Origin of the sequence: Sphaerisporangium fuscum (assembly GCF_018531465.1) — a bacterium.
Classification (GTDB): domain Bacteria; phylum Actinomycetota; class Actinomycetes; order Streptosporangiales; family Streptosporangiaceae; genus Sphaerisporangium; species Sphaerisporangium fuscum.
Genome location: NZ_JAHDTF010000037.1, coordinates 97,348 through 115,284 on the forward strand (window position 1 = coordinate 97,348; position 17,937 = coordinate 115,284).

General features: G+C 72.0%; 15 protein-coding genes and 1 pseudogene. 10 read left to right on the top strand and 6 right to left on the bottom strand.

The window, feature by feature from the left end:
* Positions 1 to 5 precede the first annotated feature (5 nt).
* The 3 genes and pseudogenes from KIK05_RS38435 to KIK05_RS38445 form a co-directional block, all read left to right on the top strand.
* Entirely contained in the window at positions 6 to 569 is a 564-nt protein-coding gene (locus KIK05_RS38435; RefSeq protein ID WP_214415792.1) for an RNA methyltransferase, read from the top strand.
* A 139-nt stretch (positions 570 to 708) separates the two neighbouring features.
* A complete protein-coding gene (locus tag KIK05_RS38440; protein ID WP_214415793.1) occupies positions 709 to 1,509 on the top strand; it encodes a glycerophosphodiester phosphodiesterase family protein in 801 nt (266 codons plus the stop codon).
* 68 nt (positions 1,510 to 1,577) lie between these two features.
* Positions 1,578 to 2,954: pseudogene (locus KIK05_RS38445) on the top strand (MFS transporter); the annotation flags it as partial.
* A gap of 103 nt (positions 2,955 to 3,057) precedes the next feature.
* Here the strand turns inward: KIK05_RS38445 and KIK05_RS38450 are convergent.
* Entirely contained in the window at positions 3,058 to 3,492 is a 435-nt protein-coding gene (locus tag KIK05_RS38450; RefSeq protein WP_372455648.1) for an arsenate reductase family protein, read from the bottom strand.
* 39 nt (positions 3,493 to 3,531) lie between these two features.
* On the bottom strand, positions 3,532 to 3,816 hold the full coding sequence (locus KIK05_RS38455) for a hypothetical protein (protein WP_214415794.1): 285 nt from the start codon (positions 3,814 to 3,816) through the stop codon (positions 3,532 to 3,534).
* A 133-nt stretch (positions 3,817 to 3,949) separates the two neighbouring features.
* Here KIK05_RS38455 and KIK05_RS38460 point away from each other — a divergent pair, with 133 nt between their 5' ends.
* From KIK05_RS38460 to KIK05_RS38485, 6 genes are all read left to right on the top strand, one after another.
* Positions 3,950 to 6,028 (top strand): hydantoinase/oxoprolinase family protein, encoded by a 2,079-nt coding sequence (locus KIK05_RS38460; protein ID WP_214415795.1) that lies wholly within the window; start codon positions 3,950 to 3,952, stop codon positions 6,026 to 6,028.
* A complete protein-coding gene (locus KIK05_RS38465; RefSeq protein WP_214415796.1) occupies positions 6,025 to 7,740 on the top strand; it encodes a hydantoinase B/oxoprolinase family protein in 1,716 nt (571 codons plus the stop codon). The genes KIK05_RS38460 and KIK05_RS38465 overlap by 4 nt, the downstream gene beginning before the upstream one ends.
* Before the next feature lie 166 nt (positions 7,741 to 7,906).
* Positions 7,907 to 9,235: an MFS transporter gene (locus KIK05_RS38470; RefSeq protein ID WP_214415797.1), complete on the top strand. Its 1,329-nt coding sequence runs from the start codon at positions 7,907 to 7,909 to the stop codon at positions 9,233 to 9,235.
* Positions 9,232 to 9,786, top strand: coding sequence for a cysteine hydrolase family protein (locus KIK05_RS38475; RefSeq protein WP_214415798.1), 555 nt, complete (start codon positions 9,232 to 9,234; stop codon positions 9,784 to 9,786). Before KIK05_RS38470 ends, KIK05_RS38475 begins: the two co-directional genes overlap by 4 nt.
* 48 nt (positions 9,787 to 9,834) lie before the next feature.
* A complete protein-coding gene (locus KIK05_RS38480; RefSeq protein ID WP_214415799.1) occupies positions 9,835 to 11,019 on the top strand; it encodes a glycine C-acetyltransferase in 1,185 nt (394 codons plus the stop codon).
* On the top strand, positions 11,016 to 11,810 hold the full coding sequence (locus KIK05_RS38485) for an SDR family NAD(P)-dependent oxidoreductase (RefSeq protein ID WP_214415800.1): 795 nt from the start codon (positions 11,016 to 11,018) through the stop codon (positions 11,808 to 11,810). The genes KIK05_RS38480 and KIK05_RS38485 overlap by 4 nt, the downstream gene beginning before the upstream one ends.
* An 88-nt stretch (positions 11,811 to 11,898) precedes the next feature.
* Here KIK05_RS38485 and KIK05_RS38490 read toward each other — a convergent pair whose 3' ends face one another.
* Entirely contained in the window at positions 11,899 to 12,636 is a 738-nt protein-coding gene (locus tag KIK05_RS38490; protein WP_250564130.1) for a GntR family transcriptional regulator, read from the bottom strand.
* A gap of 136 nt (positions 12,637 to 12,772) precedes the next feature.
* On the opposite strand from KIK05_RS38490, the gene KIK05_RS38495 reads away from it, so the two are divergent.
* A complete protein-coding gene (locus KIK05_RS38495; RefSeq protein WP_214415802.1) occupies positions 12,773 to 13,960 on the top strand; it encodes a pyridoxal phosphate-dependent aminotransferase in 1,188 nt (395 codons plus the stop codon).
* 21 nt (positions 13,961 to 13,981) lie between these two features.
* Here the strand turns inward: KIK05_RS38495 and KIK05_RS38500 are convergent, their stop codons facing one another.
* The 3 genes from KIK05_RS38500 to KIK05_RS38510 form a co-directional block, all read right to left on the bottom strand.
* Entirely contained in the window at positions 13,982 to 15,364 is a 1,383-nt protein-coding gene (locus KIK05_RS38500; RefSeq protein ID WP_214415803.1) for an MFS transporter, read from the bottom strand.
* A gap of 241 nt (positions 15,365 to 15,605) precedes the next feature.
* Positions 15,606 to 16,502, bottom strand: a complete 897-nt coding sequence (locus KIK05_RS38505) for a LysR family transcriptional regulator (protein ID WP_214415804.1) — start codon at positions 16,500 to 16,502, stop codon at positions 15,606 to 15,608.
* Between the two features lie 124 nt (positions 16,503 to 16,626).
* Entirely contained in the window at positions 16,627 to 17,610 is a 984-nt protein-coding gene (locus tag KIK05_RS38510; protein WP_214415805.1) for an AF_0692 family protein, read from the bottom strand.
* Positions 17,611 to 17,937 lie beyond the last annotated feature (327 nt).

The window sequence follows — 17,937 nt, forward strand, 5'->3', positions numbered from 1 at the left end:
GTCCGATGAGCACAGGCACGCGCAGGCAGCTGCGCCCGACCGACGTCAAGCGGCTCAACCGCACCTGGCGGCGGGGCACCGAGAACCGCCTGTCGTTGATCCTGGAATCGGTGACCGGCCCGTTCAACGTCGGCTCTATCTTCCGTACGGCCGCCGCCTTCGGCGCCGACCAGCTCTGGCTGGCGGGCAACACCACGCCGCCCACCAACCCCAAGGTCGGCAAGACGGCGCTCGGCACCGACCGGCTCGTCACCTGGCACGAGGGCATGCCCCCGGCCGAGGCCGTGCGGGCCGCCAAGGAGGACGGCTACACCGTGATCGCCGTCGAGCTGACCGGCGACGCCGTACCGCTCCACCGGGCACGGCTCGACCGCGACGTGTGCCTGGTGCTCGGCAGCGAGGACCACGGCTGCTCCCCCGCCGTGCTGGAGGCCGTCGACGAGGTCGTCTACATCCCGCAGGTCGGCCGGGTCGGGTCCTTCAACGTCGGGATCGCCGGCGCCATCGTCCTCGCCGAGGCCCGCCGCCAGGAGTGGGCCGCCTCCGAGCCGGACCTCTCGTCGTCGTGACCCGCGCCGTCCCCTCCGGGGCGCCCCGGAGGGGACGGCGCACCGGGTCCGCCGCACGGCGTCCCCTTATAGGTCTCGTGACCCAAATGTTCATGTCCCCGAGCTGACGCCACGCCCTTGCAAGGGGGATACTCCTGCCGTGCAGCACCGCTACCCGTTCCTCGATCATCCGGGCCCGCTGGCCTTCGCCCACCGCGGCGGCGCGGCGGAGGGCCGCGAGAACACCATGGCCGCGTTCTCCCGGGCCGTCGAGATGGGGTACACCTACCTCGAGACCGACGCCCACGCCACGGCCGACGGCGTGCTGCTCGCCTTCCACGACCACACCCTCGACCGCGTCACCGACCGCCACGGGCGCCTGGCCGCCCTCCCCTACCGCGAGGTGCGGCTGGCACGCATCGGCGGCGTCGACGAGATCCCCCTGCTGGAGGACGTCCTCGGCACCTGGCCCGACGTGCGGGTCAACATCGACGTCAAGGAGTCCCCGGCGATCGGCCCGCTCGCCACGATCATCCGCCGCACCAACTCCTACGACCGTGTCTGCCTGACCTCGTTCTCCGACATGCGCCTCGCCCGCGCGCGCATGGCCGTCGGACGGCCGGTCTGCTCGGCGCTCGGCCCGCGCGGGGTCGCCCGGCTGCGCGCCGCCGCCATGGGGTCGGGGTACGGGAGGCTGCTCGGCGGCCTGGCGCGCGAGGGCGTCCCCTGCGCCCAGATCCCGGTCGGGTTCCGGGGGATGAGGGTGGCCACCCGTTCGCTGGTGCGCACCGCCCACGCCCTCGGCATGCAGGTGCACGTGTGGACGGTCGACGACCCGCACGTGATGGAGAACCTCCTCGACATCGGCGTCGACGGCATCATGACCGACAACATCTCGGGCCTGCGCGACGTCCTGCGCGCGCGCGGCCAGTGGCACCCCCGCCGCCCGGCCCACGCCTGACCCCGGACGAGAGGCGAGGCGGTGGAACAAGCGCCCCTCACCGCCGGGCGCGGCGAAGCGACCCCGCACAGCACCCCCCGACCCCAGCCAGGAGCCCCATGAGCGCCCCCACCGTCGCCGAGGACCTTCCCCGGATTCGCAGACGCGAGCAGCGAGGCTGGTACTGGTACGACTTCGCCAACTCGGGCTTCTACACCACCGTCATCACGGTCTTCCTCGGCCCCTACCTGACCTCGCTCGCCGAGAAGGCCGCGGGCGGGGAGAACGGCTACGTCGGGTTCCTCGGGTTCGACTTCCGCGCCAAGGCGTACTTCTCGGCGATCGTCACGATCTCCGTGATCCTGCAGATCGTGATCATGCCGGTCGCCGGGGCCCTGGCCGACCACACGGGCCGCAAGAAAGAGCTCCTCGCCCTGTTCGCCTACCTCGGCGCGGTGGCCACGCTCGGGTTCTACTTCGTCTCCGGGGACGCCTACCTGCTCGGCGGAGTGCTGTTCGTCCTCGCCAACGTCGCCTACGGCGCCTCCATCGTGATCTACAACTCGTTCCTGCCGCAGATCGCCGACGCGGAGGAGCGCGACGCGGTGTCCTCGCGCGGCTGGGGCTTCGGCTACCTGGGCGGCTTCCTGCTGCTGGCGATCAACCTGTTCCTCTACCAGGGCAGCGGCCTGGAGACGGGGCTCGCGGTACGCATCAGCCTCGCCTCCGCGGGCCTGTGGTGGGCCGGTTTCACGGTGATCCCCCTGCTGCGCCTGCGCAACCGCCGCGTCGCGACCCACGACGCCACCACCGCGCGTGCGGTGACGGCGAGCTTCCGCCAGCTCGGCCGCACCATCGCCGACCTGCGGCGCTACCCGCGCAGCCTGCTGTTCCTGCTCGCCTACCTGATCTACAACGACGGCGTGCAGACGGCCATCGCGTTCTCGGCGACCTACGCCGACCAGGAGCTCGCCCTGGGCAAGAGCGTGCAGATCACCGCCATCCTGATGGTGCAGTTCGTCGCCTTCGGCGGGGCCCTGCTGCTCGGCCGGATGGCCGCCCGGTTCGGCACCAAGCGCACCGTGCTGGGGAGCCTGGTGGTCTGGACGCTGGTGATCGGCGTGGCGTACTTCCTGCAGAAGGGCGCGGCCGTCCAGTTCTACGCGATCGCGTTCCTCATCGCGATCGTCCTCGGCGGCACCCAGGCCCTGTCGCGGTCGCTGTACTCGCTGGTCATCCCCGCCGGGCGGGAGGCCGAGTACTTCAGCCTGTTCGAGATCAGCGACAAGGGGTCGGCGTTCCTCGGGTCGTTCACGCTCACCCTGGCGCTGCAACTGACCGACAGCTACCGCTCGGCCATCGTCTCACTGGTGATCTTCTTCGTGATCGGCTTCGCGCTGCTGATGGCGGTCAACCTCCCCCGCGCCATCCGCGAGGCCGGCAACGAGGTCCCCACCCGCATCTGACGGCGGGTTGGACCCGCCCGCCGGGGTTCCGGACGGCCGGTGTCCTTCCGACACCCGGCGGCTTGCGGGCCTTCCCCTGGGTCGGTGCCGGCGGTCGTCCGGTTCACCGGTCCGGGAGCAGTGAACGTACGGCTTCTTCGCTTCGGGCCACGACGGTGGAGCCGTCGTCGGCGGTGATGATCGGGCGCTGGATGAGAACCGGATGGGCGGCCAGCGCCTCGATCCAGCGATCGCGGTCCGCGGGCGTGCGCCCCCAGCCGGCCAGGCCGAGCTCGGCGGCGACCGGCTCCCCCGTCCGGGTGACGTCCCACGGTTCGAGCCCGAGCCGGCTCAGCACATCCCGCAGCTCCCGGCCGCTCGGCGGGTCCTCGAGATAGCGCCGGACGGTGTATTCGGCCTTCTCGGCGTCCAGGATCGACAGAGCTGAGCGGCACTTCGAACAGTCAGGGTTGATCCAGATCTCCATGAGGCCTTCCTCGTAGCGCTGCGCCGGCCGGAGGCGGACGCCGTCCTGCCCGTCCCCAGCAGCGTAGAGCACCGTCCGTCCGCGTCACCGCCGGCTCTCCTCGCCGAATCGTCACTCCCGGTACCAGGAGATGGCGAAGCCGACGCCGAAGACCAGCATGGCGAGCAGGACGGCGACCCCCGCGAAGTCCCTGACCAGTCCACCGAGGCCGGTGTCCTCCTCGCCGCTGACGACGTTCACGCTCCGGGGGTCGTAGACGATCCGGACCTTCTCCCCGGTCGTGTACCGGCCGGAGATCTCCTCGACATGCCGTTCCGTGCCCACCGTGAAACCGATCTTCGTGTAGTGGACGGTGGTGGACTCGCCGTCGCCGTCGTTCCACGTCTCCGACCCCACCGGGCGCTTCTCCGCACGAATCGCCCGCTGTGCTCGACCACGAAGCGCCGGAAAAAACAGCAGCAAGGCCTTGCTGATATGTCAGTGCGCTCCTACTGTGATGCCAGTCCCTCGTTCAACTAAGGAGATCGCAGTGCCTCCCAGTCACGATCCTCGACCGGCCGGCTGGCGGGTCGGCGCCGACATCGGCGGCACGTTCACCGACGTCATCGCACTGGGCCCGGCCGGAGAGGTCGTGCCGATGAAGGTCCCGTCCACCCCGCCCGACTACGGTGCGGGCGTGGTGACGGCGACCACCGCCGTGCTGTCCTCGGCCGCCGCCCGGCCGGAAGCCGTGATCGCGATGCTGCACGGCACGACCGTGGCCACCAACGCCATCCTGTCGATGAGCGGCGTCCGCACAGGGGTGGTCACCACCCGCGGGTTCCGCGACGTGCTGGAGCTCGGCCGCCTGCGACGGCCGGTGCTCTACGACCTGTCCTGGTCGAAGCCCGAGCCCCTCGCCCGGCGCCGGAACCGGTACGAACTCGACCAGCGGATCATGGCCGACGGGCGTCTGGAGCCACCGGCCGACGAAGCCGAGGTCCGCGCGCTGGCCGGGCGACTGCGTGCGGACGGGATCCAGGCGGTGGCCGTGTGCCTGCTCAACTCCTACGTCCGCCCTGATGAGGAACGCCGGGTCGCCGATCTGCTGCGGGCCGAGCTGCCTGGCGTGTACGTCACGGCGTCGGTCGACGTCTCCCCGCAGCCCCAGGAGTTCGAGCGCACGAGCACGGCGACGGTCAACGCCTACGTCGGCCCCGCCGTGCACGGCTACCTCACCCGTCTGGAGGCCGGGTTGCGGGCGGTGAAGGTGAGCGCCCCGCTGCTGGTCATGCAATCCAGTGGGGGGCTGCTCGACGCGGCCTCCGTCGCGCAGCGGCCGGTGCAGATCATCGAGTCCGGTCCCGCGGCCGGTGTCACCGCCGTGCAGAAGCTCGCGCAGCTGATCGGCCTGTCCACGGTGGTCGCGTTCGACATGGGAGGGACCACGGCGAAGGCGTCCCTGATCGAGCACGGCGAGCCGTTCGTCTCGGCCGACTACGAGGTCGGTGGCGGCATGAACGTCGCCCGTGGTCTCGGCTCCGGTGCCGGGTATCCGGTGCGGGCACCGTCGATCGACATCGCCGAGGTCGGCTCCGGAGGTGGCAGCATCATCTCCGTCGACGCGGCGGGCGCACTCCATGTGGGGCCCGCCAGCGCCGGGTCGCGCCCTGGCCCTGCCTGTTACGGCCAGGGCGGTGAGCTGCCGACGCTGACCGACGCCAACGTGACGCTCGGGTACCTCAGCCCCGAGGCCCTCGCCGGTGGCCGCGTGGCGATCCACCCCGATCTGGCCGCCAAGGCGCTGTCGCCCGTCGCCGAGCGGCTCGGGAGTGACGTGCCGGGCCTCGCGCGCGGCGCGTACCAGGTGGCGGTGTCGAGCATGACGACCGCGGTCAAGGCGGTGACCAGCGAACGTGGCCGTGACCCGCGCGAGGCCACCATGGTCGCTTTCGGTGGCGCCGGTCCTCTCTACGCCGCCGCGCTGGCCCGCGAGCTGGGTATCTCGACGGTGATCGTGCCCGTGCACCCGGGGCTGTTCAGCAGCCTGGGCCTCCTCGTCGCCGACACCGAACGCCACGAGCTCACCCCGTACCGGCCCGAACTCGCCGAGGTGAGCGCGCTCGCCGCGGAGTTCGCGCGGCTCGCCGCGAAGTTGAGGGCGGAGCTGGGAGCGGACGCCGTCGTGGACCGGCTGCTGGACATGCGTTACCGCGGCCAGCGATTCGAACTGCGCATACGGGTGCCCGACGGCGACCTCACCGACGACCTGCTCGCGGCGGCGCGGGCGCGGTTCCACGCCGAGCACGAGCGCACCTACGGCAGGGCCGGCACCGACGAGCTGGTGGAGCTGGTCAACCTCCGGGTACGCGGCCGGCTGCTCACCTCCGTGTCCATCGCGGACGTGCTGAGCCTCCCCGTCGTCGCGGACCGTGAGCCCACCACCCGCGAATGCCGGTTCGCCGAGACCGTGCCCACGCCCGTCATGGGACGCGCCGACCTCGGCACCGAACCCGTCGACGGGCCGCTGGTCATCGAGGACATGGACGCCACCACCCTGGTCCCACCCGGTGCCAGGGCACACCGCGACGGGTTCAACAACATCGTCATCACCTGGAGTGCCGCATGATCCGCGACGCCGTGACCTTCGAGGTCTTCCGCAACGCCGTCACCGGAATCGCCGACGAGATGGCGATCACGATCCTGCGTACGGCGCACTCGCAACTCGTCGCGTCCAGCATGGACTTCTCGGCCGCTCTCTGCGACGCCCACGGCAGGGTGATCGCCCAGGCCAACACCCTGCCGGTCCACCTCGGGTCCATTCCGGACGCGATGGAGGCGATCTTCGACGAGTTCGGCGGGGGGATCCGGCCAGGAGACATCTACCTGCTCAACGACCCCTCTCTGGGGGGCATGCACCTGCCGGACATCTTCGCGGTCGCCCCGGTGTTCGCCGGAGAGGCCCTCCTGGGCTTCTCGGTCACGGTCGTCAACCACACCGACGTCGGCGGCTGGGCGGCCGGCTCCATGGCCGTGCAGTCGAAGAGCATTTTCGCCGAAGGGGTGCAGATCCCGCCTTCGCGCCTGGTCGAGGCCGGCGTCATGAACGAGACGTTCCTGCGGCTGATCATGCGCAACGTCCGCGAACCCGAGCTGCTGCGCGGCGACCTCGAATCCCAGCTGGCGGCCTGCCACACCGGCGCCGAAGGCCTGCGCGCCCTCGCGGCGCGGCACGGCACCGAGCGGCTCGCCACCCTCATCGACGAGTTGCTCGACTACTCCGAGACCCTGCTGCGCGCCGCGCTCGCCGAAGCGGTCCCCGGCACCTACGAGTTCACCGATCACATCGACGACGACGGCCTCGGCTCCGGACCGATCCCGATCCACGTGAAGGCCACGTTGTCCGAGTCCGGGATAGAGCTCGACTTCACCGGCTCCTCGCCGCAGGTCGACTCCGCGCTCAACGCGACGGCCTCGTTCACCCGCTCCGCCTCCTACGCCGCCCTGCAAGGTGTCCTCGCCGCGAACATCCCGGCCAACAGCGGCTTCTACCGGCCGTTCAGCTTCGTCATCCCGGAAGCCTCGATCCTCAACGGGCGGCGGCCCGCCGCGCGCGGCGCCCGCGGTCTCGTGGGCTTCCGGATCATCGACGCGGTGCTCGGGGCGCTCGCCCCGGTGTTCCCCGCACGGGTGCCCGCCGCCGGAGACGGCGGACCCGACGGGATCGCGATCGGCTTCATCGGAGCGGACGGGGAGTCCGTCGTGCTGTGGGACGCCCTGTCCGGAGCGTGGGGCGCCCGTCCCGACCGCGACGGCGTGGACGGGATCAGCTCGCTGGGCGCCAACCTGACCAACACCCCGATCGAGGAGCTGGAACGCTCTGGTCACATCCGCATCGACGGTTACGGCTACCTGCCGGACAGCGGTGGAGCCGGCCGCTGGCGCGGTGGCCTGGCGACCTTCCGGGACATGACGATCCTGGTGCCCGAGGCGGCCGTGCAGATCAGGTCCGACCGGCGGAAGTTCCTGCCCTACGGGCTGGCCGGCGGTGCGCAGGGGACGCCCTCGCTCAACGTGCTCGACCCCGGCGGGCCCGGCGAACGTCTGCTGGACTCCAAGCCGTACCTGACGATGACCGCGGGAACTCGTCACCGGCACGTGACCGCCGGCGGGGGCGGGCACGGCATCCCCTTCGAACGCGTCCCGGAACGGGTCCTCGATGACGTGCTCGACGGCAAGGTGACCCGCGAGGGGGCCGAACGGGACTACGGCGTCGTGATCACGGAGGACGGCCTGATCGACGCGGACGCCACGGCCAGGTTGCGCGTCCAGGCGCGCTGACGCCCTCTTCCGATCCAGCAAGACATCCCACGAAGGCGGAAGCCGAGCCGCGAGCGTGGGAGGGCGGCGACTCGGGCGTCGCCCGGCGGCAGACAGACAAGGAACACCGATCCATGGCCACCGACATCAGGGACATCGCATCCTGCAAACTGATTAGGACATCCGGATGAGTTCGACCACCGCTATCGGCCAGGACGCCGTCACGCCCAGCACTTGGCGCAAGATCGGCACACGTATCATCCCACTGATCGGGCTCGCCTACATGGCGAGCTACGTCGACCGTGCCAACCTCGGCTACATCGCCGCACCGATGTCGCGTGACCTGCACATGACCACCAGCCAGATCGGCCTCGCCGCCGGCCTGTTCTTCATCGGCTACGTCCTCGTCGAGGTGCCCAGCAACATGATGCTGAGCCGGTTCGGCGCGCGGAAGTGGATCACCCGGATCATGGTCACGTGGGGACTGGTCACCGCCGCGACCGCGGCCGTGAACTCGGCGACCACGCTGTTCGTCGCGCGGCTCCTGCTCGGTTTCGCCGAAGCCGGCCTGGCCGCCGGGATCCTGCTCTACCTGACACTCTGGTTCCCGCGCCGCCAGCGTTCGTGGGCGCTGTCGAGCTTCATCCTGATGATCCCGTTGTCCTCGATCGTAGGCTCTCCCCTGGCCGCCGCGCTGCTCGCGTGGGGCCGGGGACTGCTCGGTATCGCGGGCTGGCGGGCGCTGTTCCTCGTCGAGGGCGTCTTCACGATCCTCATCGGCGTCCTGATCTTCTCCTTCCTGCCCGACCGCCCGCAGGACGCGCGGTGGCTCGATGAACGGGAGAAGGCGGCCGTCGGGAACATCCTTGCCGCCGAGGCGGCCGAACAACGCGCCCATGGCGCGCTCACCGGGCTGCGCGAGGCGTTGACCAGCGGCCGGGTATGGGCGATGGCCGTCTCGTGGTTCGCGATCGCGTTCGGGCTCTACCCGCTGGCGTACTTCCTGCCCACGATGATCACGTCCATCACGCACAGCATCGGTGGCGCCGCCGACGTCAGCAGCGTGCTGCTGTCCGCGATTCCCTACGCGGTGGCGGTGCTCACCCTGCTCACGTGGGCTCGATTCGCCGCCCGCCTGCCGGCTGTCACTGCCACGGTCGTACCGATGGCCCTCGGTGCGGCCGGGCTGCTCCTTGCGACCTTCGCCGAGAGCGGCGGCCTGTTCGTCCTCGCGGTCTGCCTGAGTGTCGCCGGGTTCATCACCGCGATGCCCCAGTTCTGGCGGATACCGGCGATCGGCCTCACCGGTGCCGCCGCGGCCTCCGGAATCGCTCTCATCAACTCCGTCAGCAACCTCAGCGGCTTCATCGGCCCCTACTTCACAGGGGCCATCGCGACCGCGACCGGCAGTTTCACCTACGCACTCCTCGCCATCGCGATCATCATGATAGCCGGAATGATCGTCCTGCTCACCACAGGGCGTCGTATGGACATACTGGACAGGAATCTCTCATGACCACCGCACTCATCATCGGCGACATCCAGCGGGGCATCACGGGCAACTACCCGTTCGCCCGGCAGGTCGTGCCGCCGCTCACCGAACTGCTCCCGCGCGCCCGCGCGGCCGGTGCCCTCGTCGTGTTCGTGCACTTCGGCTTCCGGCCCAACGGAGCCGACCTGCCGCCGCGCAACGCGCTGTTCAGGACGTTCTACGAAGCGGGGGACGTCTTCCACGAGGGATCGGCCGGGACCGAGATCGATCTGCCGGTCGCCGGCGAGGACGTCGTGGTGATCAAACGCCGTGCCAGCGCGTTCGCCGGCACGGATCTGGACCTGGTGCTCCGCGCGCGCGGCGTCGACACTCTCGCGATCGCCGGTGTCGCCACCAGCGCGATGGTGGCCGCGACGTGCTACGACGCGGCGGACCGCGGCTATGAGGTGACCGTGCTGCGCGACGGGTGCGCCGACGGCGATCCGGCCATGCACGACTTCTTCATGGACGCCGTGTTCCCGAGCCGGGGATTCGAGGTCGTGTCCTGCGCCGGTTGGCAGGCAGGACCACAGTGAGCCGGTTGCTGCGATGAGAAAACTGCCGACGACACCAGGGACGGAAGCGTGAACGCCACGTTGCTGGACCGGCTGCGGACGGAGCTCGACGAACGCCGGACGACCACCGGGCTGCGCCGCGACCTCGTGGTCTCGGGCGCCCAGGGACCGACGCTCGGCGTGGGCGGCGAGACGCTCGTGAACCTCGCCTCCAACGACTACCTCGGGCTCGCCGGCGACCCCGAGGTCCTCGAGTCGGCCCGTCGGGCCATGCGGGACATGGGCCTCGGGGTCGGCGCGGGACGGGTGCTCTGCGGCACGCGGGCGATCCACGGCGAGCTCGAGGCGGCCATCGCCGAACTGGTCGGAACCGAGGACGCCCTGCTCTACAACTCGTGCTTCGATGCGAACCTCGGCGTCTTCGACGCCCTGCTCGGCCCGGACGACGCGATCCTCAGCGACGCGCTCAACCACGCCAGCCTGATCGACGGCATCCGCCTGACGCGGGCCCGGCGGCACGTCTTCGCGCACGCCGACCTCGACGACCTCGAGCGCCGCCTCGCCGAGTGCGCGGACGCGCGCCACCGGCTCATCGTCACCGACGGCGTCTTCAGCATGGACGGCGACGTCGTGGCGCTGCCCCGGCTCTCCGAGCTGGCGCAGCGCCACGACGCGGCGCTCGTGGTCGACGATTCGCACGCCACGGGTGTGCTGGGCGCGACCGGCGCGGGCACCGCCGAGCACTTCGGGCTGAAGGGCCGCGTCGACGTGCTGACGGGGACGCTCGGCAAGGCGCTGGGCGGCGGAGGCGGGGGCTTCGTCGCCGGCGCCCACGAGGTCGTGGAGACGCTGCGCCAGGTCTCGCGTCCGTACATCTTCACCAACGCGATGGCGCCTCCGCTGGCCGTCGCGGCACTGACGGCGATCCGCATCGCGCGGGGGCGCCCCGAGCTGCGGGAACGCCTGGCCGCCAACACCGCGTGGCTGCGTGGGGCGTTGCACGACCTCGGCTACGAGGTGCTGCCGGGGGAACACCCGATCATCCCGGTGATGCTGCGCGGCGGCTCGCTGGCCCGTGACGTGGCGGAGGCGCTCCGCCGCGAGGGTGTCCTCGTCTTCGCGCTCTCGTACCCGGTCGTCCCGGCCGGCGAGGAACGGATCCGGCTGCAGGTCTCGGCGTCGCACACGGCCGGCCAGCTCGAACGCGCGGTGGCCGCCTTCGATCGCGCGCGCGTCGTCCTGGCGGGCGCATGACGACCACCGAGGGGGTCCGGGCACCCACCAGCGCCGACGATCGGGAGCTCGAGGGACGGGTCGCGATCGTGACCGGCGGCGCCGGCGGCATGGGCCTGGCGACCGCGCACGCTCTGGCCCGCCGCGGTGCGACCGTCGCGGTGTTCGACCTCGCCGCGCCGGGCCGCACCGAGCTGGCGTCGACGCTGGGCGTGCCGGCGGACCGCGTCCGGTCGGTCGCGGTGGACGTCACGGACGGCGACCAGGTCCAGCGTGCGTTCGCCTCGCTGCTGGAGGAGCGATCGCGGCTCGACATCCTGGTCAACGCCGCGGGCATCGCACCGCCGACCGCGTTCGAGGACATCACCGAGGACGAGTGGAGCCGCGTGCTCGCGGTCAACGTGCACGGGACGTTCCTGTGCTGCCGGCGAGCGCTTCCCGCGATGCGCGGCGGCCGCTGGGGGCGGATCGTCAACTTCTCCTCCACCGCGGGCAAGACCATCAGCACCGCCGGTGGCGCTCACTACACGACGGCGAAGCACGGCGTCCTCGGGCTCACCCGGCACCTGGCGAAGGCCTACGGACCCGACGGGGTCACGGTGAACGCCGTCTGCCCGGGCCTCATCGACACGCCGATGGCCCGCGCCGTGCTGCCCGGAGGGGCGCTCGAGCGCGCCGCCCGGTCGTTCCCGGTGCCCCGCGTCGGGGAGCCCTGGGAGGTGGCCGAGCTCGTCGCGTTCCTGGCCTCGGACCGGGCGGCGTACATCACGGGTGCGGCCCTCGACATCAACGGCGGCGACCTGATCGTCTGACACGAGCGCGGGCCGTACGGCCACCTGCCGTACGGCCCGGCCGACGTCCCGCGACGGGCCCACCGGCCCGTCGCCGACGTCGTACCCTTTAGGCCGGCGGGAGCGACGGCATCTCGATGTGCGCCCTGCTGACGGAGACGCTTTTCGTCAGGACCTGAAGCACGTCGCGGTGCACGCGCTCGCACCGCTTGCGCATGGCCTCGTGGGTGCCGTCCGCATCGCGCGCGCGCAGCCGCTCGAAGATGGCCTCCAGTTCCCCGGGCGGGCTCGCGACCTCGGGGGCGATCAGCGCGGCCATCCGCAGGACCCGCTCCAGTTCGTCGAGCACGTCGACGATCGCCTTGCCGAACCGGTTGTTGCCGCTGGAGTTGGCGATGATGGCCTCGAACTCGATCGCGGCCTGCAGCGACTCCTCGAGTCCCACTTCGCCCGCCGCGAGCGCGAAGGGCACCCTGGACAGCACTTCGAGCCGCTCGAGCGCCGGCGCCTCGACGCCTCGGCGCGCGGCGCCGGCGGCGGCCTCGACGGACAGCAGTGTCCGCATGGCACAGAGATCGTCGGTGTCCTGGAGCGTGATCGGGCTGACGACGTAGCCCGCGCGCGGGAGCGCGTCCACGAGCCCGTCGCGCCTCAACCGCGCGAGCGCCTCGCGCACCGGCGTCTTGCTGATGCGCCATTGCTGCGCGAGCGACGCCTCACTGAAGCTGCTGCCGGGCGGCAGCGTCAGGTCGATGATCTGGCGTCTGATCGCCCGGTAGGCCTGGCTGGTGCGGTCGAGGTCGGTTTCTTCCTGGCCGACCAGCAGCAGCGCGGGAATGTGGGCCATTCCCCTGATCACGGGATGAGATTCGGGCATCCCCTGAGGATATCTCGGCGGTGCGTTGATACGGCAGAGCTCCCGAGCAAGAAATACAAAAAGATATTTTCGATGCTAACTGATATCTCAACTGTATGCTGTTGGTATGCAGCGATCCACTCCTGGCCTCTGGGTCCTCCCCGCCGCGACCGACCTCCCGACGATGGGCGCGATGAGCACCCGCGACCGCGCGGCGCGAAGCGCACGCGACGGCGTGCCCGTCCTCCCGCTCGTGGGAGCCCCGATCCTCCCCATGCCGGAACACGTGCGGCTGGCGGTCGCGCAGGCGATGGACCAGCCCGACCCGCGCGACAGCCGCGGCCTGCCCGAGCTCCGGGCGGCGATCGCCGCCGAACTGGAACGCGAGCACGGCCTGCACATCGATCCCGAGCGGCGCCTGCTGATCACCCACGGGGCGATGCAGGGCCTCTCCCTCGTGCTGCGCACGGTGCTCGCCCCGGGCGACGAGGTGATCGTGCCGACCCCCACCTTCTTCTTCGACGGCGCCATCCGCGAGGCCGGCGCGACGCCCGCCTACGTCCCGTCCCGCGAGTGCGACGGATGGGCGCTCGATCCCGCCAGGCTGGAGGCCGCCGTCACGCCTCGCAGCCGCGCCGTGCTCCTGTGCAACCCGAACAACCCGACGGGCCACCTGCCCGACGCCGCGACCCTCGCGGCGGTGGCCGACATCGCCGCCCGCCACGGGCTCCTCGTCATCTCCGACGACTCATGGCAGCACTTCACGTTCGACGGCCGTCGGTACCAGCCGGTGGAGGCCCTCGCCGATCGCTGGCCGCACATGGTCACCGTCACGAGCCTCAGCAAGTACTACGCGCTCGGGAGCTGGCGGGTGGGCTACGTCCTGGCGCCGCCGCCGATCGTCGACGCGCTCGAGCGCCGCTTCCAGTGGGAGGCGGCGTGGTGCGGAGCGGTTCCGCAGCGGGCCGCGGTCGCCGCCCTCACCGGTCCTCGCGACTGGATCGACCGGGCGCTTTCCACCTACCAGGCCAAGCGCGACCTCGTCTGCGACGGCATCGCGGCGAGCGGCCTCACCGAGCCCACGCGACCCGCGGCCGGCGCCTTCCTGCTCGTCGACTGCTCCCGCCTCGGCGACACACCGGCCGACATCGACCGCGCGCTCCTGCGCAACGGCATCGCGACGGTCCGCGGCGCCGACATGCACGCCCCCGACACGCATGTCCGCCTCACGTTCGGCTCGGACGATCACGTGCTCGGTGAGCTGATCCGCGGCCTCGCACAGGCCTGCCGGGAGTCCGCAGGATCTCGCCCGTGAACGACGTCCCGTGGCCGCCGTCTACACCGGACTCGAGTTCGCCGTGCTCCGGCGGCCGCGGGCGAGCTGATGGCGGGGACGGCCGCGGCGCACGGGCGGGGAACAGATCACCACGACCGCGAGCACCGCGGACACGGCGAGGACCACCCCGCTGGTCGAAAGCGCGCCCAGCGTGCCGAAGATGGCCACACCGAGCGCCGTACCGGCCTGGCGTGCCGCGTTCAGCGCCCCCTGCCCGGTCGCGGCCAGCCCCAGAGGTACGGCTGCGGACATGTCGGCGATGCACGCGGGAATCGCCAGCGGGCTTCCGGCGCCGACGAGAACCTGCACCGCGACGATCGCCCACGGCGAGGTGCTCTCCATGGCCAGCAGCAGGCCGCCCGCCAGGTCCAGCGCCAGCCCGGCGAGCATCACCGGCCGCGCCCCGAAGCGGACGACCAGCCGCCCGGTGAGCATCGGCATGAAGATCACCGGTGCCGTCATCGGGAGGAAGGCCAGCCCGGCTCGGAGCGGGGAGACGTCGTGGACCATCCACTGGGTGAGGGTGAACAGCAGGCCGTAGTAGACGAACTGGGAGATCACCGCGACGGCCAGGTCGGCGCGCACCCGGGCGAGCGCGGTCAGCGCGGGCGGTAGCACGGGCGTCTCCGCCCGCCGCTGGACCACCGTGAACACCCCGAACGCGACCGCCGCCGCGGTCAGCGCGCCGAAGGGCAGCGGCCTGAGCCAGCCCGACGTCCCCGCGTCCACCAGCCCGAACGTCAACGCGGTGAGCCCGGCGACGGAAAGCAGCAGCCCGGCCAGGTCCAGCCGCCGTGCCGTACCCGTGCGACGGCCGCTCAGCCCGCCGGAGGCGAGCAAGGTCAGCATCGCCACCGGCAGGTTCACCAGGAACACCAGCCGCCAGCCTCCGGCCGCCACCAGCGCACCGCCCAGGATCGGACCGGCCACGACGCCCAGCCCGCTGATCGAGACGAGCGTGCCGATCTTCCTGGACCGGGTGCCAGGGTCCGGGTACAGGTCGGCGAGCAGCGCCATCGAGGCCGGTACCAGCCCTGCGGCGGGGACGCCGAGCAGCCCCCGGCCCGCGATCAGCACCTCCACGCTCGGCGCGGCGGCACAGACCAGTGAGGCGAGGGCGAACCCGGCCAGCGCCGCCCGGTAGACCCGGCGCGGCCCGAAACGGTCGGCGATCGACCCGGACGCCAGCAGCAGACCGGCCAGCACGACGGTGTAGGCGTCCACCGCCCAGGGCAGCGCCGCCGCGGAGGCGCGCAGCTCCTGCCGCATGTCGGGCAGGGCCACGTTGAGGATCGTCGCATCCAGCGCGATCATGAAGCTACCCGCCGCGATCCCCGCGAACCTGATCCCCGTCCGCGGCCTCGCCGGCGCGAGAACCGTCATCGCCGGCCCTCCCCCGCGGTGGGCCGGCCGGCGTGGCGCGCGGCCGTGGTGGTCCGGGATCCTCCCGATCCGCATCCGGACGACGCTCGCCGGAGTCCGCCCGGGGCCTCAGCGCTCCGGGCCAGGGGTGCCCGCTCGGTCTCGATGCCGTGCGGATCCCGCTGAATGGTGACAACTCGCATGACCCCAGTTCACGACGGGAGCACCCGCCGGAACGAGAAGCACTTCGCGCACGCGGCGATCACGATTCGCGATCGCCGCGTGCCACCGCCCGGCACGCCTCCACCAGCGGGCGCACCCGCTCGGCCGCCCGCACGGCGAGCACCGTCGGCAGGGACAGCCGGTACGGCGAGCGCACGGGAACGAACGCGACCCGGCCGCCCCGGAGCTGCTCGGCCGCCGCGGCGTAGATCACCGTCCACCCGGTGGCCCCCGCGCCCAGGGCTGCCAGCGTGTCCTGCAGCGAACTGTGCGGTGGGCCGGGCACGGGCTCGAACCCGGCGTCCCCGCACGCCTCGAGCACGAGGTCGACCAGTGGCGCGTTGTCCTGACGGCCGACCAGGTACAACGGGAGCCCGGCCAGATCGGCCAGATCGACCCCCGAGCCAGAGGCGGCCTCGGTCAGCGGGTGGCGGGCGGGAAGGGCGACCAGCAGCTCGTCCTGCCACACCGGGATCAGCCGGACGGTGTCCGGCGCCGGTAGGGCGCCCCGGACGAAGGCCGCGTCCCAGCGGCCGTCGGCGACCCGCCGCAGCCGATCCTCCGGCGAGGCCGACAGCAGCTCCACCCGCGTCCCCGTGACCAGCCGTTCGAGCACCCGCTCCAGCCGCTGCCCCATGCCTCTGCTGGTGCCGACGCGCAGCACGGTCTCCTGGGCCGCCGTGAACCTCTCGACCGAGGTCAGCGCCCGGTGCTCGGCCGCGAGCACCTCCCGTGCCGCGGGCAGGAACGCGGCACCCGCCTCCGTCAGCCGCACCCGCCGCGGGGACCGGTCGAACAACTCGACCCTCAGCTCACGTTCGAGCCGCGCGACCTGCTGGCTGACCGCCGACTGGACGATCATCAGCCGCTCGGCCGCGCGTCCGAAGTGAAGCTCCTCGGCGACCGCGACGAAGTACTTGAGTTGCCGGAGTTCCATGATGCGCAGGGTATGTGCGGCGCCGGCGTGCCCTCACCTCGCCCGTCCGTCGTGACCGCTCCCCCGCGACGGCACGGGCCTGGGCGCCCGCGACCGAGCGCGTTGCCCGAGGCCATCGCCGTGGTCACCGCGTACGCCGGGCGAGCAGGGCCAGCAGGCCGATCATGACGAGTCCGAGCGCGGCCAGCGACACGCGGTCGGTGGCGTTCTCGCCGTTGGCGATCACCCCGAACGCGGTGTGCGTCACGAGCGCCCCACCGGCCAGCGCCAGGCTGTGCCGGTCGCGCCACCCGGCGTGCGCCGTCCAGCGGCGCAGCAGCACCCCCGCCACCACCGCCAGGAGCGCCGCCGCCACCATCGGGACCACCACCCAGCCACCTTGGGTGAAGGCCGGGTGCCGGGCGCCGCCGAAGGGGAACAGCAGCGCGAGATATCCGAACGCCACCACCCCGGCCAGGCACGCGACGACCGGCGGCGCGGGAACCGTCCGGGGCGCGGCGGCCGGCAGGTCCGGCGGGCGGGGGACGATCCGCAGCGCGAGCACCGCGAGCACCACGATCGCCAGCACGAACGCCGCCTGCGCCGCCGGCGGCGCCTGGTAGCCGGGATCGATGAAGGCCGTCGTCCACCGCAGCAGCAGGGCGCCCAGCACGAACACCACTCCTGCCACGACCAGCCCGGCCCGCCCCAGATACGGCCGCCGGCGAAGAGCCGGGACGGTGAGATCCACCAACAGGATCGGCAGCGCCACGCTGAAGACCGCGTGGTAGGGGATGTTGAGCTCGGTGTAGGCGCTGTTGAGGCCGAGGATCCTGGGCGCCCAGCCCGCCACGCCGTAGATGGTCGGGCTGGTGAGCGCCTGCAGCGCCGGCCCTTCCTCCACGATCCCGTACGCCGCCCCGAGCAGCAGGACGGCCGGCCAGCCCCGGCCCGTACGGCGTACCAGCTCGCGGATCAGTACGGTGCCGGCGCCGTAGATCGGCACCCACAGCAGTAGCAGCCACGCCTGGCGGAGGGGCGGATTGCCGAGCGTGAGCTCGGCGACGACCGGGGTGAGCCCGGCCAGCAGGAGCGCGGCCCACCGGCCGCGTGCTCGTGAGGTGACCATGCGCCCACGGTCTCCCGCGGCGGGCGCGGCGCGCTGCTGCCGCCGGACCGGTCCGTGGCCTCTTCGGTCACTCCCCGAAGGTGACTTTGGTTGCCACGGCGAGGGCGGAGACGGTGACCTTGGTTGCCGGCCGAGCGGGAGGGCGGCGGATACGATCTGCGGTTGTGTTCGCAGCACAGGGCCGGGACGGGGGCCGCCGCGACGGCGGACCCGGGAAGCACGGAGAAGCCGCAGACGACGGCGGCCCGGGACGGGACCGCGCGGCCGCGAGCGGCGGCGGGGCCGGGAGCCGCCGGGGCGCGTGGGCGCGTGGGCGACCGCGTCCGG

Coding starts and splice junctions, on each gene's coding strand:
- KIK05_RS38495 (WP_214415802.1), top strand. CDS start 12,773: ATGCAGCGATCCACTCCTGGCCTCTGGGTCCTCCCCGCCGCGACCGAC.
- KIK05_RS38500 (WP_214415803.1), bottom strand. CDS start 15,364: ATGACGGTTCTCGCGCCGGCGAGGCCGCGGACGGGGATCAGGTTCGCG.
- KIK05_RS38470 (WP_214415797.1), top strand. CDS start 7,907: ATGAGTTCGACCACCGCTATCGGCCAGGACGCCGTCACGCCCAGCACT.
- KIK05_RS38510 (WP_214415805.1), bottom strand. CDS start 17,610: ATGGTCACCTCACGAGCACGCGGCCGGTGGGCCGCGCTCCTGCTGGCC.
- KIK05_RS38435 (WP_214415792.1), top strand. CDS start 6: ATGAGCACAGGCACGCGCAGGCAGCTGCGCCCGACCGACGTCAAGCGG.
- KIK05_RS38465 (WP_214415796.1), top strand. CDS start 6,025: ATGATCCGCGACGCCGTGACCTTCGAGGTCTTCCGCAACGCCGTCACC.
- KIK05_RS38505 (WP_214415804.1), bottom strand. CDS start 16,502: ATGGAACTCCGGCAACTCAAGTACTTCGTCGCGGTCGCCGAGGAGCTT.
- KIK05_RS38490 (WP_250564130.1), bottom strand. CDS start 12,636: ATGGCCCACATTCCCGCGCTGCTGCTGGTCGGCCAGGAAGAAACCGAC.
- KIK05_RS38475 (WP_214415798.1), top strand. CDS start 9,232: ATGACCACCGCACTCATCATCGGCGACATCCAGCGGGGCATCACGGGC.
- KIK05_RS38485 (WP_214415800.1), top strand. CDS start 11,016: ATGACGACCACCGAGGGGGTCCGGGCACCCACCAGCGCCGACGATCGG.